This window comes from Burkholderia sp. Ax-1724 (assembly GCF_011752995.1).
Classification (GTDB): domain Bacteria; phylum Pseudomonadota; class Gammaproteobacteria; order Burkholderiales; family Burkholderiaceae; genus Paraburkholderia.
The window spans coordinates 57,694-77,736 of sequence record NZ_VWWL01000029.1 but is presented as its reverse complement, the minus strand read 5'-3'; the positions used below and the strand labels follow the sequence as shown (position 1 = coordinate 77,736).

Sequence of the window (20,043 nt, the reverse complement as noted above, 5' to 3'; positions counted from 1 at the left end):
CTTCTCATGGAATGTGATATCGATGCCGGCAGCCGCTGCCACCGACGGTCATGCGATGCGGACCCGGCGGCAAGCCATTGCCCGATCGGCTTACGAGCCGGTTGCGAAAACGATTTCCGCGTGGAACACCAGCTCGCCAATGTCCGAAAAAAACGAACAGTACCAGCTTTTCATGTCGGATTTGAAACAAAACAGACGACCTCGCGCGATTCCTTTAAAAGATCGCTGGGTTGTTATTCAATTGAAAGCAAACCGGCTTCAGGGGCGAATCTCAGCACGCGGATTTGTGCTGCCTTATGTCGGTTGGCCAACTTGACGATGTTCAGACTGCCGGTATGATACGAGCCGTTCGACTCGCCGTTATGGGTTTGCTCACGCGGGTTTTCCCCGACGCGCGATAAACACCCGGCCAGCCTGCCTCTCGCGGCAAAAACGCGGCCGGGAAAACGCCTTACTGATCCTTACTCCGAGATTTTCTGGCTGTCTTTAGCGATGAAATGTCCGTTCGTTACTGTCGTTGTCACCCTGACCCTGCTCGCGGCAGCGGGGTCGGCGCGCGCCGACTGTTTCGACGAGGCGGCCAAATATCAGAAGGTTAATCCGCTGATTCTGCGGGCCATCGCCTGGCAGGAATCGCACAACCGGCCGGACGCGCAGCACAAGAACGCGAACGGCTCGACCGACTACGGCGTGATGCAGATCAACTCGATCCATCTGCCTGTGCTCGCGCAATACGGCATCTCGCAGGGCACGCTGATGGAGCCGTGCAAGAACGTCTATATCGCCGCGTGGCATCTGCGCCGGCAGATGAACAAGTACGGCAATACGTGGCAGGCGGTCGGCGCGTACCACTCCGAAACGCCGGCATTGCGCGACAAGTACTCGCAGCAGATCGTCGCGATTCTGCGTAGCTGGAAGTTGATGCCGGCTGCGCGCTAGTACGAGAACTAAAGCGGTTTGCCGGGTTTCTCGTTCGCTGGCGTGCTTTCTTCCGTTTTTTCCTCGTGATTTTCCCCACGAATACGGCCGTGCCTCTCGCCGCCACGATGCTCGCGCGCGGCCCATGGCCGTTTTGATGCACAATGCGGCTTCATGCTGCCGCGACGATCCGTTCGGGCTCGCGCGGCAAAACGGCCAAGCGGTTCATGCAAGGCCGGGCCCGGCATGCCTTCCCATCTTCCTGTTTTCTCCGTACCGCGATGAACCAGCCGCTATTGCCCGTCACCGTGCTCTCCGGTTTTCTGGGCGCCGGCAAGACCACGCTCCTGAACCACATCCTCGCGAATCGCGCCGGTCTGCGCGTCGCGGTGATCGTCAACGATCTCGCCGCCGTCAATATCGATTCGACGCTCGTGCGTCACGCCGCCGAGTTGTCGCGTGTCGAGGAACAGCTCGTCGAGTTGTCGAACGGCTGCATCTGCTGCACGTTGCGCGACGATCTGCTGAACGAGATCCGCCGCCTCGCGGAAGAAAAGCGCTTCGATGCGCTGCTGATCGAATCGACCGGCGTCGCCGAACCGATGCCGATCGCCGAAACCTTCGCGTTCGTCGACGATGACGGCGCATCGCTATCCGATATCGCGCGGCTCGACACGATGGTGACGGTCGTCGATGCGTTCAACTTCCTGCGCGACTATGCCTCGGCCGAGGCGCTCGCCGAACGCGGCGTCGCCGTCAGCGAAGAAGACGACCGCACGATCGTCGAACTGCTGATCGAGCAGATCGAATTCTGTGACGTGCTCGTCGTGAACAAGGCGGACCTCGTCAGCACGGACGAACTCGCGCGCCTGCAAGGCATCCTCACGCGCATCAACCCGCGCGCGGTGCAGGTGGTAAGCCGCTTCGGCTGCGTGCCGCTCGACCAGGTGCTGAACACGGGGCGCTTCGATTTCGACGAGGCGTCGAGCGCGCCGGGCTGGCTCGCCTCGCTCGATCACGGTCACGACGATGAGCACGGCCACGCGCATCACGGCGAAGCGGACGAATACGGCATCGGCAATTTCATTTATCGCGCGCGCCGGCCGTTTCATCCGCAGCGGCTGTGGGAATTGCTGCATCAGGAATGGAAGGGCGTGCTGCGCAGCAAGGGCTTCTTCTGGCTCGCGACGCGCAATGACATTGCCGGTTCGCTGTCGCAAGCGGGCGGTGCCTGCCGGCATGGTCCGGCGGGCATGTGGTGGGCCGCGCAGGATCGCAGCGAATGGCCCGGCGGAGACGACGAACTGAGCGCCGAAATCGCCGCCGACTGGTATGGCGATCTGGACGATACGAGCATCGGCGACCGTCGCCAGGAGCTGGTGTTGATCGGCATCGATATCGATCCGGCCGCGTGGCGCGCGAAATTCGACGCGTGCCTGCTCAGCGACGCCGAATACGCGCTCGGGTCAGAGGCCTGGCGGCAGTTCGACGATCCGTTCCCCGCATGGGACTTCGACGAAGACAATCACGATCATGACGGCGCACAGGGTCACACCCATCACGATCACGGCCACGATTGCGAGCACTGCGGAGATGGCCACGGCGAAATCGTGCATCGTCACGACTGAGCACCGGGCGCACCAGGCACAGCGCCCGGCATTTTCCCGCTGGCCGGAAACGAAATCGCGGACGAAAAAAAACCCGCCATGGGCGGGTTTCTAGCGGGTGTCAACTGCCCGGCAGATCGATCTGCTTAGCGCTTGTTGACTGCGTCCTTGAACGCTTTGCCGGCGGTGAACTTGACGGTCTTGGCTGCCGGAATCTTGATGGTTTCGCCGGTCTTAGGATTGCGACCCGTACGCGCTGCGCGCTTACCCGAACCGAAGCTGCCGAAGCCGATCAACTGGACCGCTTCACCCTTCGACACAGCCTTCTTGATCACTTCGAGCAACGTGTCCAGCGTTTCGCCGGTTTGAGCCTTGCTGGCGCCCGTCTGTCCTGCGACAGCGTCGATCAATTCCTGTTTGTTCATTAAGGTTCCTTTCTGAGTTTAGGTTGATACGAACAGCGCGAACGCGCCGATTATACGTGCGCGCACCGCGCCGTCGAGCAGCTGCGGCCCTGATCCCCGAGAATCTCTCGCAGCGGACAGGTGACTGTTCGCCGGCCGTGCTGCCGCTCCCTTCGCGGCGCTTGCTATGATAGCGCAGCGCAAACCCAATCAGGATAAGGGTTTCGAAGATTTGCGCGGTTCTCGGGCCGATCCAGCAAGGAAACCGGAGTTTTCACCTTGGTTAACCCTTAAAACGAGGCTGAAACCCAGTGCTGACGGGGCTTGGCGTTGGTTTTTGCCAACGCAGCACAGATGCGCATCCGCCTTTTTCCGGCGCTCCGCGAGCCGCGCGCGCCGGCCACAACGACCGGACCGCTCCTTCGAGCATCCATTTGAGCGTGTTTTCCCGCTGCGCATGACCGATCCGCTGATCCCCGCCGTCCTCGCTTTTCGCGACAACGGCAACCCGTTTTCGCCGCTCTACGACGACATCTATCACAGCGCCGTCGGCGCGCTCGAACAGGCCGAATACGTTTTTCTGCGCGGCAATGCGCTGCCCGGGCGATGGCAGAACCGCCGCACGTTCACCGTGCTCGAAACCGGCTTCGGCATGGGCATCAACTTTCTCGTGACGTGGGCCGCGTGGCGCGCCGATCCGTCGCGTTGCGAGCGGCTGCATTTCGTGTCGATCGAAAAGCATCCGTTCAGCGCCGACGATCTGCGCCGCGTCTATGCGAAGACGCTCTCCGAGCCGCTGATTGCGAGCCTTGCCGATACGCTCGCGCACGCATGGCCGATGCTCGTGCTAGGCACGCACCGGCTCGAATTCGAAGGCGGCCGTGTCGTGCTCACGCTGGTCTTCGCCGATGCGGCCGACAGCCTGCCTGCGTTGCGCCTGCGCGCCGACGCGTTTTATCTCGACGGTTTCGCGCCCGCGAAAAATCCCGAGCTGTGGAGCCCGGTGATCTTCAAGTCTCTCGCACGCGTGGCGGGCGAGGGCGCGACCTTCTCCACCTACAGCAGCGCCGGCGACGTCAAACGCGCGTTGACACAATGCGGCTTCGAGTATCGCAAGGTCGACGGCTTCGGCTGGAAGCGCGCGATGCTGGTCGGTCACTTCGCGCCGCGCTGGCGGGTGCGCCGTTATGAACCGCCCGCGCCGTTCGCGCATGCCGAGCGGCATGCGGTCGTGATCGGCGCGGGGCTCGCCGGCTGCGCCGTGATCGAACGGCTTGCGGCGCGCGGCTGGCGCGTCACGTCGCTCGAACGGCACGCGTCGGTGGCGCAGGATGCGTCGGGCAATCCCGCGGGCGTTTTCCATCCGATGATCTCGCGCGACGACAGCGTCGCCTCGCGCGTCACGCGCGCCGGTTTCCTCTATACGCTCAATCGCTGGGCCGCGCTCGAAGCGGCCGGTCATCGGCTCGCGCGCGGCGGCGAGGGCCTGCTGCAAATCGCCGCCGATGACGACGAAGCCCGCTCGATCGGCGCTGCAATCGCGACGTTCCGCTATCCGTCCGACTACGTGAGGCCGGTTTCCGCCAGCGAGGCTTCGGCGCTCGCCGGCATGCCGCTCGCGCGCGGCGGCTGGTTCTTTGCGCACGGCGGCTGGATCAATCCGGCCTCGTTATGCGCCGCGCAGTTCGCCGCGGCGGGCGAGCGGCTAGAACGACGCTTCGGCGTCGAGGTCGCGCGGCTCGAACGAACCGGCGACCAGTGGACCGTCTTCGATATCGCGGGCAATGCGGTAGTACGCGCGCCGGTCGTGATCGTCGCCGGTGCGCACGAGGCCGCGCGAATCGCCGGCTTGCGTCATGCGCCGACCCGCAGCATTCGCGGTCAGTTGAGCTTACTGCCGCCGGGCACGGTCGCGCCGCTCGCGCTGCCGGTGATCGGCGAGGGTTACGCGGTGCCGCTCGCGAACGGCGTCACGCTGGCCGGCGCCACTTACGAACTCGACGATCCCGATACGTCGCTGCGAACGGACGGTCATCGTGAGAACATCGAGCGCGTCGCGCAGATGCTGCCCGCGTTCGCGAGCGAGCTCGACGTCGCACAACCGGCGGCAATCGCCGAACTCGCGGGACGCGTGGCGTTTCGCTGCGTCACGAGCGACCGCATGCCGATGATCGGCCAGCTCGCCGACGAAGCCGCGGCCACCCGCGATGCCGCCCGCCTGCGCGGCGCATGGCCGCTCGATCTGCCGCGCGTGGACGGCCTGTACGGCGCATTCGCGTATGGGTCTCGCGGTCTCGTATGGGCGGCGCTTGGCGCGGAACTGATCGCCTCGCAGATCGAAGGCGAGCCGTGGCCGCTCGAACGCGACCTCGCGGAAGACATCGACCCGGCCCGGTTCCTGCTGCGTGGATTGCGGCAGGGAACGGTCGGTTAACCGCCCTCCCTCGTTAACGGTCGCGGTCGCAACCGCACGCTGCGTGATCGTCGCATGCTGTTGCCGTATACGCCGCTGCGGTTCATCCCGACGGTTAACCCGGTTAACTCGCAACGCAGGTTATCCACCAGCCCCTGTGGATAACCGCGCGGTTAACCGGCGCAAGTCGTGTGGAACCGTTGTGGACGTAAACGGGGTAACTCGCGCGTCGCCGAAAAGCGCAAAAAGTTGCCCGCGTATACCTGCCGCTGCCGCACACGCTGTGCATCCGGTTATGCGGCCGGTAATTGGCTGATTCGTTTCGGTAAACCCGAGTTATCCACAGAAAGCGAGGCAGCTTGTTAACTGTTACTACGTATACATACGGTAAACCAGTAAACAACGAAGGCAGAGGCTGACGCCCCGCCCATCGACGGGCGCAATTCCGTCAAAACATCGCTGGACTTCACCGGTTCTATGCGGAAACGCACATGAAAAACACACAGGCAGCGCTCAAGCTCGCAATCCGCGCCGGCTATTTTTCATGAGTAAAACGGTCGCTTTTTCCTCTTGTCACCGTTTGTCACGAAGATCGCGTACGTTTTTACCGTTTTGCCTGCGAGTTGGTTCCTTTTCGGTTGAGACAGAAAAAGCTATGGCACAATCGCCGTTCTTTTCCGCGTTGTGCCCCCCGTATCTGGCGGCACGCATTGCAACGGAACGGTGCCGGTCAAACAGAATCTGATTCAAAGTCGACGGCGTTCTTTCACCGTACCGGTTGCTATAGCCGCATCCGTGAACGTGCCGGATTCTTCGCGGTTCTTTTCCGGCCGCGGCGCATGCCGATCATCCGATCATTGAAACTCGCAACGCTGACTTCGCGAAGCGAGATTGCGACAGTGGGCGTTGACCGCTCGCTCGCCGGCGTCTGCGCCGGTTCGTGTCGTCTGCCGTTGCTGACAAGGAGAACCCATCACGATGAATTCGGCGTTTTCGTTTCTTCCAGCGTGGCCGCTTTCTCCCGACGCCATCTTTTGGGCCGGACTTGCCTTGCTTGCCGCCGGTCTGTGCGGCGAGTTGTGTTATCGCGCATGGCGTTTACCGCGCATTTCCGGTTATGCGGTGATCGGTCTCGTTGCCGGCGCGGCCGGTTTCGGCGTGATCGACGCCGATGCCGCGCGCGCCGCGCGGCCGTTGCTCGACGTCGCGCTCGGCCTGCTGCTATTCGAACTCGGCAGCCGGCTCGATCTGCGCTGGATCCGCCGTAATCCGTGGCTGATCCTGTCGAGCGTCGCCGAAGCCACGCTGACTTTCGTGCTGGTCCTGCCGGTTCTGCTGTTCCTGAACGTGCCGCTGATGGTGGCGACCGTGCTGGCCGCGATCGCAATGGCGACGTCGCCGGCGATGGTGATCCAGCTGAAAACGGAATTGCGCGCGGAAGGGCAGGTCACGCAGCGTCTGCTGACGCTGACCGCGCTGAACAGCATGTATGCGGTGGTGATCGAAAAGCTCGTCTCGAGCTGGCTGCATCAGGAGGTATACGGCAATGTCTTCGCGACCATCCTGCAGCCGCTATATCTGCTGATCGGCTCGCTCGTGCTCGCGTATCTGCTTGCGCGCACCTGCACGTTCTTCTATCGGCGCCTGAACATGCACGACGAGCATTCGTTCGTCGCGCTGTTCGGTCTCGTGCTGCTCGCGATCGCGGTTGCGCATCTGTTCAAGCTGTCGACGATTCTCGCGTTGCTCGCCGCGGGCATCATCGTGAAAAATCATGAGGCTCGTCCGCAGTTGTGGCCGCAGCATTTCGGCACGGCCGGCTGGCTGCTGACCGTGATCCTGTTCGTGCTGACGCTGACCGCGTTCGAATGGCGGCACATCGCGCTCGGCGGTGTTGCGGCGCTGGGGCTGATCGTGGCGCGGCTGGTGGCGAAGCTGGTCGGCGTGCTCGCGTTCGCCAAGCCGAGCGGCCTGAACTGGAAGCAGGGCGTGGCGCTCGGCCTGTCGTTGTCGCCCATGTCGGCGCTGGCTTATCTGCTCGTCGACGACACCTACAACCTTTATCCGAACTTCGATCCGCAATTGCGCGCCATCGTGATGTGTTCGATTTTCGTGCTGCAGATTCTCGGGCCGTGGCTCGTGTATCGCAGTCTCGCGCTCGTCGCCGAACGGCGCGAAGAGTAAGCGGGAACCCAACATGAGCGCGGCGTGGGAAGACGGCGGCGCCGGACTCGCGAAGCCGTTTTAAACTCATCCGTTTCAAACGACCTGACTCAGGGGACGCCATGTCACTCGAACCCTTCATCGATTCGAAGCCGTTCACATTCGGCATCGAACTCGAAATGCAGATCGTCAATACGCATGACTATGATCTGACCAAGGCCGGCTCGGATCTGCTGCGTCTTATCAAGGACGAAAAAATCCCCGGCAACATCACGCCGGAAATCACCGAAAGCATGATCGAGCTGTCGACCGGCATCTGTACGTCGCATGAGCAGGCCGTGGCCGATCTGCGCCAGATTCGCGACACGCTTGTCTCCGCGGCCGATCATCTCAATGTCGGCCTGTGCGGCGGCGGCACGCATGCTTTCCAGCAATGGAGCGAGCGGCAGATCGTCGATACGCCGCGTTTTCAGTATCTTTCCGAGCTATACGGCTATCTGGCGAAGCAGTTCACGGTGTTCGGCCAGCACGTGCACATCGGTTGCCCGGATGCGAACAGCGCGCTGTATCTGCTGCATTCGATGTCGCGTTTCATCCCGCATTTCATCGCCTTGTCCGCTTCGTCGCCGTTCGTGCAGGGCGTCGATACCGGTTTCCATTCGGCGCGGCTCAATTCGGTGTTCGCGTTTCCGTTGTCGGGCCGCGCGCCGTTCGTGCTCACGTGGGACAGCTTCGAGGAATATTTCTCGAAGATGGTCCATACCGGCGTGGTCAACAGCATGAAGGACTTTTACTGGGACATCCGTCCGAAGCCGGGCTTCGGCACGATCGAAGTACGTGTGATGGATACGCCGTTTTCGGTCGACCGCGCTGCGGCGATCGCCTGCTACATCCAGACGCTCGCGCGGCATCTGCTGCTCGACAAGCCGATCGCGCCGAAGGAGGACGACTACCTTGTCTATACCTTCAACCGCTTCGAGGCCTGCCGTTTCGGTCTCGGCGGCACCTGCATCAATCCGCAAACGGGCGAACGCAAGACGATTTCCGAGGACATCCTCGAAACGCTCGAACTGATCGGCGCGCATGCCGAAACGCTGGGCTCGACCAATGCGCTGACTGAAATCGGCGCGATTGCGCGCGGCCAGATCAACGATGCAACCTGGCTGCGCAGCGTGTTTGCGCGGGAAAAGTCCTTGCACGAAGCGGTGCGGCAGCAGTGTCTGCAATGGCGCGCCTAGTCGCGAGGTCATTCACAAAATCGCGCTCGCGAGTGTCATTTACGTAACGTTTCAGGGAAACCCGCCTCGTGCGGGTTTTTTTTCGTAATGTCTTTTAAAAAATTTTTGCCCGTGACCCCCTTCAGGTTTTTCCAAAGTTTACGTATACAAGCGTAGTAGTCGTTAACAAGCATTGCCTGAGGCTGTGGACAACTGAATAATTCCTTGCAAAGTCAACGCGCTGCGGAAATGATAACGAGGTATCGCGAAATGGGCTTCGACCTTGTCGGACAAGGACGGACAGGAAGCGGTCAGGTATTGTCCGGGGCGTTATCGGGAAATGTTGCACAGGCTATCCAAACGTTTTCCCCTGGTTATCCACAGAGTGGGTTGGATAAGTTAGCTGTACGATTTGCCGACCTCGCATAGAATGTCGTTTTCAACCGCTAGCGGTTTGCCGGGCGGTAAATTTTTGAGATAGTTGAACCACCGGTTTCGTCAGCAGTCAGTCGAAGCTACCCCACACACGCAACGGGCGCGGTCGGCAAGCAGTTTGCCGGCATCGCACAAAAGCGGTAAATAAACGAATCGAAGATTATGAGCGAAGGTGTATACGGAGAACAGGCAGCTGGGCGTGTGACCCACAGCCTCTTGCGATTGAGCACGGCGATGCGCAGCCAGGCTTGGGAATGGGCGGAAGGCGCAGGCCTCACGCCGACCCAGGGCGAAATCCTCGTGCTGTTGATGCAGCGCAAAGGGCCGATGCGTCTCGGCGAGATTGCCCGCGAAACGGCGCTGACCGCCGCGACCACCAGCGATGCGGTCAGCACGCTCGAGACCAAGGGTCTTGTCGAAAAGCGCCGCGCCCTCGACGATGGCCGTGCCCTTGCTGTCCGTCTGACTTCGCGTGGCCGCACGGCCGCGAAGCGCGCGGCCCAGTGGCCCGACTTCCTGAGCAAGGCAGTGGGCACGCTGCGTGAAGAAGAGCAGGCCGTGTTCTATCGCACGCTGCTCAAGACCATCCATCAGCTCGAGGCGCAGGACACGATTCCGGCGCACCGCATGTGCCTGAGCTGCTCGCATTTCCAGCCGAGCAAGAATCCGAAGAAGACGCCGCATCACTGCGCGCTGCTCGACCTGAACATGGCGGACACCGATCTGCGTCTCGACTGCTCCGTGCACGAAAAGGCGGACGTCGCTACCCAGAAGAAGAACTGGAAGATTTTCGCGGTCTAACGCGGCGTCTTTCGGGGCGATTGGGACCATTCGCTATCATGGCCTCGCGGGTCCGGCGGCCGGCGTAAGCCGGCTGTCGGACGGCTGGCGGTCGCGCAATGACAGGCCGGCGGCATGTCGTTGCACGGCAAGTCGTTAGTTAACCTGAAGGTGGGACAGGGCGATGAATCGCGAAGTACTGGCCATTCGTCATGTGCACTTCGAGGATCTGGGCAGTCTCGAGCTGGTGCTCGGCGAGCGCGGGCGTCCGGTCCGTTATCTCGACGTGGGACTTGCCCGTATCGAGGCGCCGAATCCCGTCTCCGCTTCGTTGATGGTCGTGCTCGGCGGCCCGATCAGCGCAACCGGCGACGCGCTTTATCCCACACTCGTGCCGCTGCTCGCGATGATCGAAAAGCGCATCGCGGCCGGTCTGCCGACGCTCGGCATCTGTCTCGGCGCGCAACTGATCGCGCGTGCGCTCGGTGCGCGCGTTTATCCCGCAGGCCATACCGAACTCGGCTGGACGCCGCTCACGTTGACCGACGCCGGCCGCGCTTCGCCGCTGCGTCATCTGGATGGCGCGCAGACGTCGATGCTGCATTGGCATGGCGATACCTTCGATCTGCCCGCCAACGCGACGCGTCTTGCTTCGACACCCGCCTGCGAAAACCAGGCGTTCACCTGGGGCGATCACGTGCTGGGTTTGCAATGTCATCCGGAAATCCGCAGCGATCGCTTCGAACCATGGCTGATCGGCAATGCGGGCGAACTGATCGGGCATGGCATCGATGCGCGCCAGTTGCGTGCCGATACCGCGCAATTCGGCCCGGCCCTCGAAGCCGCCGCCTGCCGCATGTTTGGCGAATGGCTCGATCAGGTCGAAACCCAAGCCTGAGCCCAGATTCATGCAGTAAACCGCTTGCGGTGCTATGCTCGGTTGCTCTCGGGTTTTCACTGGGCAAATCCATGAGCGCGCTTTTCTCTCCGCTCACGCTGCGTAGCGTGACGCTTCCCAACCGTATCGTTGTTTCCCCGATGTGCCAGTACTCCGCCGAACGCGGCGAAGCGACCGCATGGCACATGATCCACCTCGGCAGTCTCGCCTTGTCCGGCGCGGCGATGCTGTGCATCGAAGCGACCGCGGTCGAGCCCGATGGCCGCATCACGCCCGGCGATCTCGGCTTGTGGGACGACGCAACCGAAGAAGCGCTGGTGCCGGTGCTGGCCGCGATTCGCAAGCATTCGTCCATCAGCGTGACGATGCAGCTGTCGCATGCGGGCCGCAAGGCGTCGAGCCATGTGCCGTGGGACGGCGGTCAACTGATTCCGGTGTCGCAAGGCGGCTGGCTGCCGCATGCGCCGTCGGCGTTGCCGCACAAGGCCGGTGAAGAGCCGCCGCTGGCGCTCGACGTCGGCGGTCTGAGGCGGATTCGCGAAGCCTTTGCGGCTTCGGCGCGGCGTGCCGCGCGCCTCGGCATCGACGCACTCGAAGTGCATGCGGCGCATGGTTATCTGCTGCATCAGTTCCTCTCGCCGGTCGCCAATCAGCGCAGCGACGAATACGGCGGCTCGCTCGAAAACCGCATGCGTTTCCCGCTCGAAATCTTCGACATCGTGCGCGCCGCATTCCCGGCCGACAAACCCGTTGGCGTGCGCGTGTCGGCAACCGACTGGGTCGAAGGCGGCTGGACGCTCGAAGACACGATCGCCTTTGCGCACGAACTGCAAAAGCGCGGCTGCGACTGGATCGATGTGTCATCGGGCGGGGTGTCGCCATTGCAGAGAATTCCGCTCGAACCCGGTTATCAGATTCCGTTCGCGAAGGCCGTCCGGCATGCGACCGGTCTTGCGACGATCGGCGTCGGGCTCATCACCGATCCGCTGCATGCCGAGCAACTGATCGAAGCGGGCGACGCCGACCTGATCGCCATCGCTCGCGGTCTGCTGTACAACCCGCGCTGGCCGTGGCATGCCGCCGCGCAACTCGGCGCTACGGTCGATGCGCCGCCGCAGTACTGGCGTTCGCAACCGCGCGATCAGAAGGCCCTGTTCGGCGACATATCGTTCGGTCAACGCTAACGTAGCGCAGCTTGAAACGAACGCGCCGGCGACGGTTGAACGAAGCCGCAGTCAGCGTGTAGGATGCCGGTTGTGGCGCTTCGGCGTCGCAAGTCGACGCGGCGCTCGCAGGGCGCCGCGTTTGCTATCCGCGTCAGAAAAGCTGCGTGCAAAACGTGTCTCTGACGATTGCCGGACTTCATCCCAGTTCTTCACAAGGATTCATTCAATGAATTCACGCAGGATCGCCGTGCGCCGTTCGGGTGTGCACGGCAAGGGCGTGTTTGCACTCGAACCGATTGCGGCCGGCGAGCGGCTCATCGAATACAAGGGCGAGCGGATCTCCTGGAAAGAAGCGCTGCGCCGTCATCCGCACAATCCGGCTGAGCCGAATCATACGTTCTACTTCGCGCTGGACAACGGCAAGGTGATCGACGGCAAGGTGAACGGCAATAGCGCGCGCTGGATCAATCACTCGTGCGCGCCGAACTGCGAGGCCGAGGAAATCGACGGTCACGTGTACGTGCATGCGCTGCGCGATATCGCGGAAGGCGAGGAAGTCTTTTACGACTACGGGCTCGTGATCGACGCGCGTCAGACGAAAAAGCTCAAGAAGGAATACGAATGCCGTTGCGGCGCGCGCAAGTGCCGCGGCACGATGCTGGCGCCGCCGGCGAAGGGCAAGAGCGGCGGTGCCAAGGCCGACAAGCCAGGCAAGTCCGGCAAGTCCGGCAAGTCCGGCAAGTCCGGCAAGACGACGAAGAAATCGAAGAAGAAATGAGGCAAGGCGTGAGCACCTCGGTCGAACCGGGCGTTCACGTCCTGCTGCTGTCGGATAGTCAGATATCCACCGGCGCCGAGGGCGCCGTTTTTTTCGCCACGCGCCGCGCGTCGGCGTCCGCGACGCCGGCAGGCGCCTCAGTGCGCATCAGCGGCACCCGCACGATGAAACGTGCGCCGCCTTCGGGGGCGTCCTCGTAATGCACGCTGCCGTGATGCAGCACCATGATGTCGTGGACGATCGCCAGACCCAGGCCCGCGCCGCTATCCACGCCGGCTTCGCTCTGGCCGTCGCCGCGGAAAAACCGCTTGAACAGATCGGCCTGCTGCGCGCGGGGCACGCCCGGCCCATTGTCTTCGACGACGATCTCCGCCATGCGCAGCTCGTCGATCAGCGTCTGCGAAACGGTCACGGTGATACGAGCGCCGTCGATGCGCGACGGCGGCACGTACTTCAGCGCGTTATCGAGCAGATTCGCGATCACTTCATGCAGCAGCACCGGGTTGCCGCGCGCCGTCAGCGGATGATCGTTCGAGGGATCGTCGAGACGCTGGAAGCCGAGGTCAACCTGCACGGCAAGCGCGCGCGGCACCCATTCCGCACCTGTGTCGAACGCGAGCGCGGCCATATCGACATTGACGAAGCGTGCCGCCTGTTCGCCCGGCTCGGCCCGCGCGAGCGACAGCAACTGATTCGACAGCCGCACCGCGCGGTCGGCCGCGGCGCGCAACTCTCGTACGGCGGCGAGCGTCTGCTGCGGATCGCGCGCGACCGCCGCCTGTTCCGCATGCAGCTTTACGGCGGTGAGCGGCGTGCGCAGCTGATGCGCGGCGTCGGCGATGAATTTGCGCTGCGCGTCGAGCGCGGTTTTCAGGCGGTCGAGCAGCGCGTTCAGTGCGCCGGTAAGCGGACGGATTTCGACGGGCACATAGGTTTCGTCGACCGGTTCGAGCGACGTGTGCGTCTGCCGGTTCAGCGAATCGGCGAGGGCGGTGAGCGGATTGAGCTGCTGATTGACGACGCGCCAGACGATGACCCAGCCGGCCAGCAGCAGCAACAGCAGCGGCATCATGATCGCGACCAGAAACTCGGCGGCGATGCGGAACCGGTGATGCACGGCCTGACCGACTTCGATGATGATCGGATTGCCCTTCGGCTGGTCGACCCGCACTTGCGCGACCCGTACCGTCACGCCTTCATGCTGGGTTTCGAATACATACGCATAGTGCATACGGCGCACGTTGATGCCTTGCAGCGGCAGATTGCTGTCGCCGGCGATTTCGGTGTCGCCGTTGCTGATCCGGTAGACGAGATGCTCGACCGGATCGGAGAACATCGCCTGCGCGAGCGGCGGCACCGTGATCGGCGCTTCGGGTCCGGCAATCTGGATCTGTTTGGAGATCGCGGTGGCGAGGTCGGCGAGCGAGCGGTCGACGACATGCTGCGTGTACTGCCAAGCCAGCCAGTAAGCGATCAGGCCGCTCATCAGCGCGAGCAGCGAAAGGGGAGCAGCGAGGCGCCGCAGCAGCGTGCGGCGCAGACTATTAGCGGCCGGCTGGGGCATGGTCGTACGCGCGGGGTAGGGACAACGGCGCGAGGCGCCCTGAAATGTTTCCGGAGGCCGGCAGGCCGCACACCCGGCACGAGGTGTGTGCCGCACCGGTCCGGCGCCGTCGGGCCGCGACGCAATGCGCGGCCCATACGACGATTATGCCGCCTGGCGGATTTCCTGCAACAGGTAGCCGAAGCCACGCACGGTGACGATTTCGACACGGCAGTTCTCGAGTTTCTTGCGCACCCGGTGCACGTAGACTTCGATCGCGGTGTCGCCGAGATCGCCGCCGAAGTGCGTGAGGTGATCCTGCAATTGCGCCTTGCTGACCACGCGGCCATGACGCAGCAGCAGCATTTCGAGCACCGCGAATTCGCGCGGCGACAGTTCGAGCGGCTTGTCGTCGTTGAAGATGCGGCGATCGACGCCCGACAGGCGCACGCCGCCGAGCGACACTTCCGGACGCGGCATGTCGCCGTGCGGACCGCTGCGGCGCATCACCGCGCGAATGCGTGCTTCGAGCTCGGCGGGTTCGAACGGCTTCAGCATGTAGTCGTCGGCGCCGGAATTGAGACCTTGCACGCGGTCGTTCAGCTCGTCGCGCGCGGTGAGGATGATGACCGGCGTATGGCGATTGCTCTGGCGGAAACGCGCGAGCAGCGTCATGCCGTCGATGCCCGGCAGACCGAGATCGAGGATCACGAGTTCGTGGCGGTTTTGCGTGAGGGCCTGTTCGGCGAAGATGCCGTCATGGACCATGTCGACGGTGAAACCGGCTTGTTCGAGACTGCTTTGGATGCCGCGTGCGATGGGACGGTCATCTTCAATCAGAAGGAGTCGCATGGATTTCGCTCAAGTACAATGGGTTTAGGCGTTTGGGCAAGCGGTTCGCCGGGGCGCCTGCTGCACAGGCAGCGTGCGAAGCGGCGGAAAGCGCGCCGCGAAGCAGCTGCCGAGCCGCCCTGGAACGCCTTGCTAGCCATCACGAAGTCATGTCCGAGATCACCATTCACGAACTGGAAGCCGCGATCAACTTCTGGCGTGCCCGCTCGCCTTCAAGCGGCGACGAACTCGTTCTGTGCAAGGAGGCAAGCGCGCTCTCCAAGCCGTATGCGCTGCTGATTGTACAGCGTCAGCAGTCGCTATCACTGGATCGTTTCGACCCGATTGCAAAGCAGGCATGGGAATCTTACGTTCGACTTAATAATAGCCTGTAGAACTGAAGGTTTGACCAGGGGATAGCCTGCATTGTCCTTTCATTTCGATCCGATTGTTTGATGCGCGGCGTATAAACGTGCGTGAGACACCGCGAATTTTTTGTATTGCGCGGTAATACCTTTGATAAACGCGGCGACTCGAATTGCATCGCGATCCGCGTGAAAAAGACGGGTGCGAATGTAGAGCGGGCGGTGCATCTAAATGGCACGAAACTGTCGTTATTTTGTATAAATATGCAATAATTTCGCGTTAAATAACGATTCAATGCGGAATATTCACATGCTGGAACTCGATCACTTCGATCTCGCGCTGCTGGACGTATTGCAGCGCTTTGGGCGGGCTACGCATCAGCAACTGGCCGAGCAGGTGCCGCTGTCGCCGTCGCAGATCGGGCGGCGTTTGCAGCGGCTGGAGCAGGTGGGCGTCGTCGACGGCTACCGCGTCGTGCTGCGTCCGGAAAAACTCGGGCTCGGCGTCACCGCGTTTACGAGCCTCAAACTGAAGCACCACGGCGATTCGATCATCGAGCAGTTTCAGCAGCAGATCGACGCGCTGCCGGAAGTGCTCGAATGTCATGCGGTGGTTGGGGATGCCGATTATCTGCTGCGCATCGTTGCACCGGACCTGAACTACCTGTCGACGTTCGTGATGAAGAAGCTCATGCGCGTGCCCGGTGTCGACAGCGTGCGCTCGAACATCGTGCTGACCACGTTCAAGCGCAATGGGCCGTTACCGCTCGGGCATCTGGCGCCGGGAGCGGCCGCGGTTTGATGATGTGGAAGGGGCGGTGGTAAGTTCGCGGTCGTTTTGCGGCCGTTTCGCCTCGCTTGCCGTCCGAGGAGCGATACCCGGGCGGGCCGCGACGCGTGGCACGCTGCGGCCCATGACATCGCTGGAAACTTATGCAGCCTGTTCCGCGTCGTTCAGCAGATCGACGTAGGCGACCGGCACCAGATCCGCTTCCGCTACGCCGAGGCTTCTGAACATCTCCTGCGCTTCGGCGTGACCGCTTTCCTCGTCGTCGTCCTGCGCGAGCACCACTTCGAGTTCGATGAAATCGCCGAGACCGTCGACGCGGTCCAGGTGAATCCGCGTGCGCCCGCTCAGGTACACATGCCGTTCCTTCGTGACGATGCCGCGCGTGGTCAGCGCGGTCGCGAGCAATGCATGCATCGCTTCGGGGTTCGTCACGGGACTGCGCGTGTAGTACGAGGCCTTCGGGCCGTCGCGGTCGTCACGCTGATAGAAGATCAGCTCGGCCGGCGTGCCGTCGTCGAACTGGCGCAGCTTCAGGCGGCCGCGCGGCACGTCGTAGAAAAAATCCTGCTGGCGGAAGATCAGCGGAGCCTCTGTCGCGAGTTGCGCGGCGCGCTCGCGCAGTTGCTCGAAATGCTGGGCGCGGGCTTTGATTTCGATGTTGCGTGCCATGTCAGGCTCCTGTCGATGGATGGAATGGCCGGCGGCTTCCCCGGGTTGCCGTGGTTGCCGCAGAGAAGCCGCCGGGAAAAACGAAGTCGGGCGGAACGGGAAATCGTATGAGGCGGGTGAGCAGGCACAAACGTTCAATCTAGCAAAAACTGTGTGACGGTATGGTTTCAGCCCGCAAGCAAAGTAGGGCAGCGGCGTGGCGGTCGAGACAGGTCGACATGACCGTGATGTGGCGCATTTTGCACCGACGTGTTTTCCGTCTTTTCGCCGGTTACGCCGCTTGCAGCATCCCTTATGGCATTAGCGCGCCTCATATCGCGAGGGATGGCGAAGTGCTCGCGCAATGCCGGATCGGCGCCACGCAACCTCGCGGGCGCGGACCTCGGGCCGTTCAGGCCGTTTTAGCTGCGAAATTCAATTTGCCCACTGCTGCTCGATCAGCTTCAGCGCGGCCGCAATCGCCGGTTCGTCCTTGCGCTCGTCGAGCGTGATGAAGCTGAGCTGGGTCGGCACGGTGATTCCCTCGACGATCGTCAGCGCGTGCGCATGGGCTTCGGCAATCGCGGTCGCGTCGCGCGCCAGCGTGAGGCCGACGCCCGACTTGACGAGATCGAGCATCGACGGCTCCTGGTCCACCTCGGCCACCTTGAGCGGCTTCACGCCGGCCTCGCCGAAGCAGCGCGACAACAGGCGGTTGTGCGCCGACGCGGGCGGCGTCCAGATCCACGGCAGCGCGGAGAGCGAGCGCCAGTCGCGCGCGCCCTTCACGCGGTCTTTCCAGCCGGCCGGCGCGAGCACGCGGTACTGGAAATGCGTGAGCGTCACCGCGTGACACGCGGGGCCGTCGCGCGGCTCGTCGTCGGACGGCAGGCCGATGTAATAGCCGACGTCCAGCTCGCCCGCGCGAATCTGTTCGAGCACCCAGCCCGACATGCCGTGGCGCAGCGCGGTTTCGATCCGCGGCCAGGTTTCGACGAGCTGCTTCAGAAAGCCGCCGAGGCGCAGGAATTCGGGGTCGAGAATCGTGCCGATGCGCAGACGTCCGCGCACTTCCTGGCGCAGCGACTGCGCGGCGCGTTGCACGTCGGCGGCGGCTCCAAGTGCGCGTTCGGCATGCGGCAGCAGCGCCTGGCCGTCGCGCGTGAGCGTTAGTCCGTGCGAGGTCCGCGTGAACAGCGTCACGCCGAGCGCCTCCTGCAGGTGCTTGATTTGCAGGCTGACGGCGGGTTGGGTCAGATGCAGTTGCACCGCGGCGCGCGTGAGATTGCCCTCGCGTGCGACGGTGACGAAGGCCCGGAGCAGAGTCAGATCCATAGCCTGATATTAGCGCGGCTTATAGCTCATTTGAGCAATATTCATTGGATTTGTCTCGCCAAAGCGCCGTACGCTTGGCGTTCAGCACGCTCGCAGAGGCGCTGCATGCGCCACGCGCGTTATCCACGCCGGGCTAAACGACGTCACCGGAACACCACAGGAAGAGGAAAGAGATGAGCGAGACATATGTACAAACCGCGCAGGACGGGACCGGGCGCGGCGCGGCCGGCGCCCGTGTGCTGGGCCATTTCATCAACGGCCGGGCGGTGGACGGCACGAGCGGCCGTTTCGGCGATGTCTTCAATCCGGCGCTCGGCAGCGTGAGTGCCCGCGTGCCGCTCGCGAGCGTCGCCGAGGTGGATGCGGCGGTCGCCGCCGCCAAAGCCGCTTTCCCCGCGTGGAGCGAAACCGCGCCGATCAAACGGGCACGCGTGCTGTTCAGGTTCAAGGAATTGCTCGACCGTCACCACGATGAACTCGCCGAGTTGATTACGCGCGAACACGGCAAGGTGTTTTCCGATGCGAAGGGCGAGGTGATGCGCGGCATCGAGATCGTCGAATTCGCGTGCGGCATTCCGAATCTGCTGAAGACCGACTTCACCGACCAGATCGGCGGTGGTATCGACAACTGGAATCTGCGTCAGCCGCTCGGTGTGGTCGCCGGCATCACGCCGTTCAATTTCCCGATGATGGTGCCGAGCTGGATGTTCCCGGTCGCGATCGCGTGCGGCAACACCTTCGTGCTGAAGCCGTCCGAACGCGATCCGTCGGCCTCGATCCGGCTTGCCGAACTGCTGAAGGAAGCGGGTCTGCCGGACGGCGTGTTCAACGTCGTGCATGGCGACAAGGTCGCGGTCGATGCGTTGCTCGTGCATCCCGAAGTGAGCGCGCTGTCGTTCGTCGGCTCGACGCCGATCGCCGAATACATCTACACGGAAGGCACGAAGTACGGCAAGCGCGTGCAGGCGTTGGGCGGTGCGAAGAACCACCTCGTCGTGATGCCCGACGCCGATCTCGATCAAGCCGTCGATGCGTTGATCGGCGCTGCGTACGGTTCGGCGGGCGAGCGCTGCATGGCGATTTCGGTGGCGGTCGCGGTGGGCCATATCGCCGATCAACTGATCGAGCGCCTGACGCCGCGCGTGAAGAGCCTGAAGATCCTCAACGGCATGGAAGCGGCTGCTGAGATGGGGCCGCTCGTGACCGGCGCGCATCGCGACAAGGTGGCCGGCTATATCGATGCCGGCGTGGCGGCGGGCGCGAAGCTCGTCGTCGATGGGCGCGGTCATCAGGTGGCGGGCCACGAGAACGGCTTCTTCCTTGGCGGTACGCTATTCGACGACGTGACGACCGGGATGAAGATCTATCGCGAGGAAATTTTCGGGCCGGTGCTGTGCGTGGTGCGCGTGCCGGACTTCGCCTCCGCAGTCAAACTGATCAACGCCAACCAGTTCGCGAACGGCGTGTCGCTGTTTACGTCCGATGGCGGCATTGCGCGCGCGTTCTCGCGGCAGATCGAGATCGGCATGGTGGGCATCAACGTGCCGATTCCGGTGCCGATGGCCTGGCATTCGTTCGGCGGCTGGAAGAAGTCGCTGTTCGGCGATCATCACGCCTATGGCGAAGAGGGCGTGCGCTTCTATACGCGCTATAAGAGCATCATGCAGCGCTGGCCCGACAGCATCGCGAAGGGCGCTGAATTCACGATGCCGGTCGCGAAGTAGTCTGTCGTAAGCATAAAAATGAACATAA

18 protein-coding genes are annotated in these 20,043 nt (G+C 62.8%); 13 read left to right on the top strand and 5 right to left on the bottom strand.

Features of this window, described 5'->3' with window-relative positions; all coding sequences use genetic code 11:
• The first annotated feature begins 22 nt into the window (after positions 1–22).
• The 3 genes from F3J19_RS28375 (at position 23) to F3J19_RS28365 (ending at position 2,546) form a co-directional block, all read left to right on the top strand.
• The gene (locus F3J19_RS28375) at positions 23–316 is read left to right on the top strand and encodes a hypothetical protein (protein WP_167049114.1); all 294 of its coding nucleotides are present in this window, start codon (positions 23–25) and stop codon (positions 314–316) included.
• Between the two features lie 176 nt (positions 317–492).
• The gene (locus F3J19_RS28370) at positions 493–939 is read left to right on the top strand and encodes a lytic transglycosylase domain-containing protein (RefSeq protein ID WP_167049112.1); all 447 of its coding nucleotides are present in this window, start codon (positions 493–495) and stop codon (positions 937–939) included.
• 260 nt (positions 940–1,199) lie between these two features.
• Positions 1,200–2,546 carry a GTP-binding protein gene (locus F3J19_RS28365; RefSeq protein WP_167049110.1) on the top strand — a complete coding sequence of 449 codons (1,347 nt, stop codon included), beginning with the start codon at positions 1,200–1,202 and terminating at the stop codon, positions 2,544–2,546.
• A gap of 125 nt (positions 2,547–2,671) precedes the next feature.
• Here F3J19_RS28365 and F3J19_RS28360 read toward each other — a convergent pair whose 3' ends face one another.
• A complete protein-coding gene (locus tag F3J19_RS28360; protein WP_085482965.1) occupies positions 2,672–2,950 on the bottom strand; it encodes an HU family DNA-binding protein in 279 nt (92 codons plus the stop codon).
• Between the two features lie 436 nt (positions 2,951–3,386).
• Here F3J19_RS28360 and mnmC point away from each other — a divergent pair, with 436 nt between their 5' ends.
• From mnmC to F3J19_RS28325, 7 genes are all read left to right on the top strand, one after another.
• On the top strand, positions 3,387–5,363 hold the full coding sequence (gene mnmC / locus F3J19_RS28355; protein WP_167049108.1) for a bifunctional tRNA (5-methylaminomethyl-2-thiouridine)(34)-methyltransferase MnmD/FAD-dependent 5-carboxymethylaminomethyl-2-thiouridine(34) oxidoreductase MnmC: 1,977 nt from the start codon (positions 3,387–3,389) through the stop codon (positions 5,361–5,363).
• Between the two features lie 957 nt (positions 5,364–6,320).
• A complete protein-coding gene (locus F3J19_RS28350) occupies positions 6,321–7,526 on the top strand; it encodes a cation:proton antiporter (protein ID WP_167049106.1) in 1,206 nt (401 codons plus the stop codon).
• A 101-nt stretch (positions 7,527–7,627) separates the two neighbouring features.
• A complete protein-coding gene (locus F3J19_RS28345) occupies positions 7,628–8,743 on the top strand; it encodes a YbdK family carboxylate-amine ligase (protein ID WP_167049104.1) in 1,116 nt (371 codons plus the stop codon).
• Between the two features lie 576 nt (positions 8,744–9,319).
• The gene (locus tag F3J19_RS28340) at positions 9,320–9,958 is read left to right on the top strand and encodes a MarR family winged helix-turn-helix transcriptional regulator (RefSeq protein WP_167049102.1); all 639 of its coding nucleotides are present in this window, start codon (positions 9,320–9,322) and stop codon (positions 9,956–9,958) included.
• A gap of 163 nt (positions 9,959–10,121) precedes the next feature.
• Positions 10,122–10,835: a glutamine amidotransferase gene (locus F3J19_RS28335; protein ID WP_167049100.1), complete on the top strand. Its 714-nt coding sequence runs from the start codon at positions 10,122–10,124 to the stop codon at positions 10,833–10,835.
• A 71-nt stretch (positions 10,836–10,906) separates the two neighbouring features.
• Positions 10,907–12,019 carry an NADH:flavin oxidoreductase/NADH oxidase gene (locus F3J19_RS28330; protein ID WP_167049098.1) on the top strand — a complete coding sequence of 371 codons (1,113 nt, stop codon included), beginning with the start codon at positions 10,907–10,909 and terminating at the stop codon, positions 12,017–12,019.
• Positions 12,020–12,227: 208 nt separating this feature from the next.
• Positions 12,228–12,779, top strand: coding sequence for an SET domain-containing protein-lysine N-methyltransferase (locus F3J19_RS28325; protein WP_167049096.1), 552 nt, complete (start codon positions 12,228–12,230; stop codon positions 12,777–12,779).
• Between the two features lie 58 nt (positions 12,780–12,837).
• Here F3J19_RS28325 and F3J19_RS28320 read toward each other — a convergent pair whose 3' ends face one another.
• Both F3J19_RS28320 and F3J19_RS28315 read right to left on the bottom strand, forming a co-directional pair.
• On the bottom strand, positions 12,838–14,343 hold the full coding sequence (locus F3J19_RS28320) for a sensor histidine kinase (RefSeq protein ID WP_167049094.1): 1,506 nt from the start codon (positions 14,341–14,343) through the stop codon (positions 12,838–12,840).
• 144 nt (positions 14,344–14,487) lie between these two features.
• Positions 14,488–15,174 carry a response regulator transcription factor gene (locus F3J19_RS28315; RefSeq protein ID WP_167049092.1) on the bottom strand — a complete coding sequence of 229 codons (687 nt, stop codon included), beginning with the start codon at positions 15,172–15,174 and terminating at the stop codon, positions 14,488–14,490.
• Positions 15,175–15,323: 149 nt separating this feature from the next.
• Here F3J19_RS28315 and F3J19_RS28310 point away from each other — a divergent pair, with 149 nt between their 5' ends.
• Entirely contained in the window at positions 15,324–15,548 is a 225-nt protein-coding gene (locus tag F3J19_RS28310; protein ID WP_167049090.1) for a DUF3717 domain-containing protein, read from the top strand.
• Positions 15,549–15,828: 280 nt separating this feature from the next.
• Positions 15,829–16,320: an Lrp/AsnC family transcriptional regulator gene (locus tag F3J19_RS28305; RefSeq protein ID WP_167049089.1), complete on the top strand. Its 492-nt coding sequence runs from the start codon at positions 15,829–15,831 to the stop codon at positions 16,318–16,320.
• A 129-nt stretch (positions 16,321–16,449) separates the two neighbouring features.
• On the opposite strand, the gene F3J19_RS28300 is transcribed toward F3J19_RS28305, so the two are convergent.
• Both F3J19_RS28300 and F3J19_RS28295 read right to left on the bottom strand, forming a co-directional pair.
• Entirely contained in the window at positions 16,450–16,977 is a 528-nt protein-coding gene (locus F3J19_RS28300) for a class IV adenylate cyclase (protein ID WP_167049087.1), read from the bottom strand.
• Between the two features lie 414 nt (positions 16,978–17,391).
• A complete protein-coding gene (locus F3J19_RS28295) occupies positions 17,392–18,291 on the bottom strand; it encodes a LysR family transcriptional regulator (protein ID WP_167049085.1) in 900 nt (299 codons plus the stop codon).
• Between the two features lie 173 nt (positions 18,292–18,464).
• Between F3J19_RS28295 and F3J19_RS28290 the strand changes: the two genes are divergently transcribed.
• Positions 18,465–20,015, top strand: a complete 1,551-nt coding sequence (locus F3J19_RS28290; RefSeq protein WP_167049083.1) for a CoA-acylating methylmalonate-semialdehyde dehydrogenase — start codon at positions 18,465–18,467, stop codon at positions 20,013–20,015.
• The last annotated feature ends 28 nt before the right edge of the window (positions 20,016–20,043 follow it).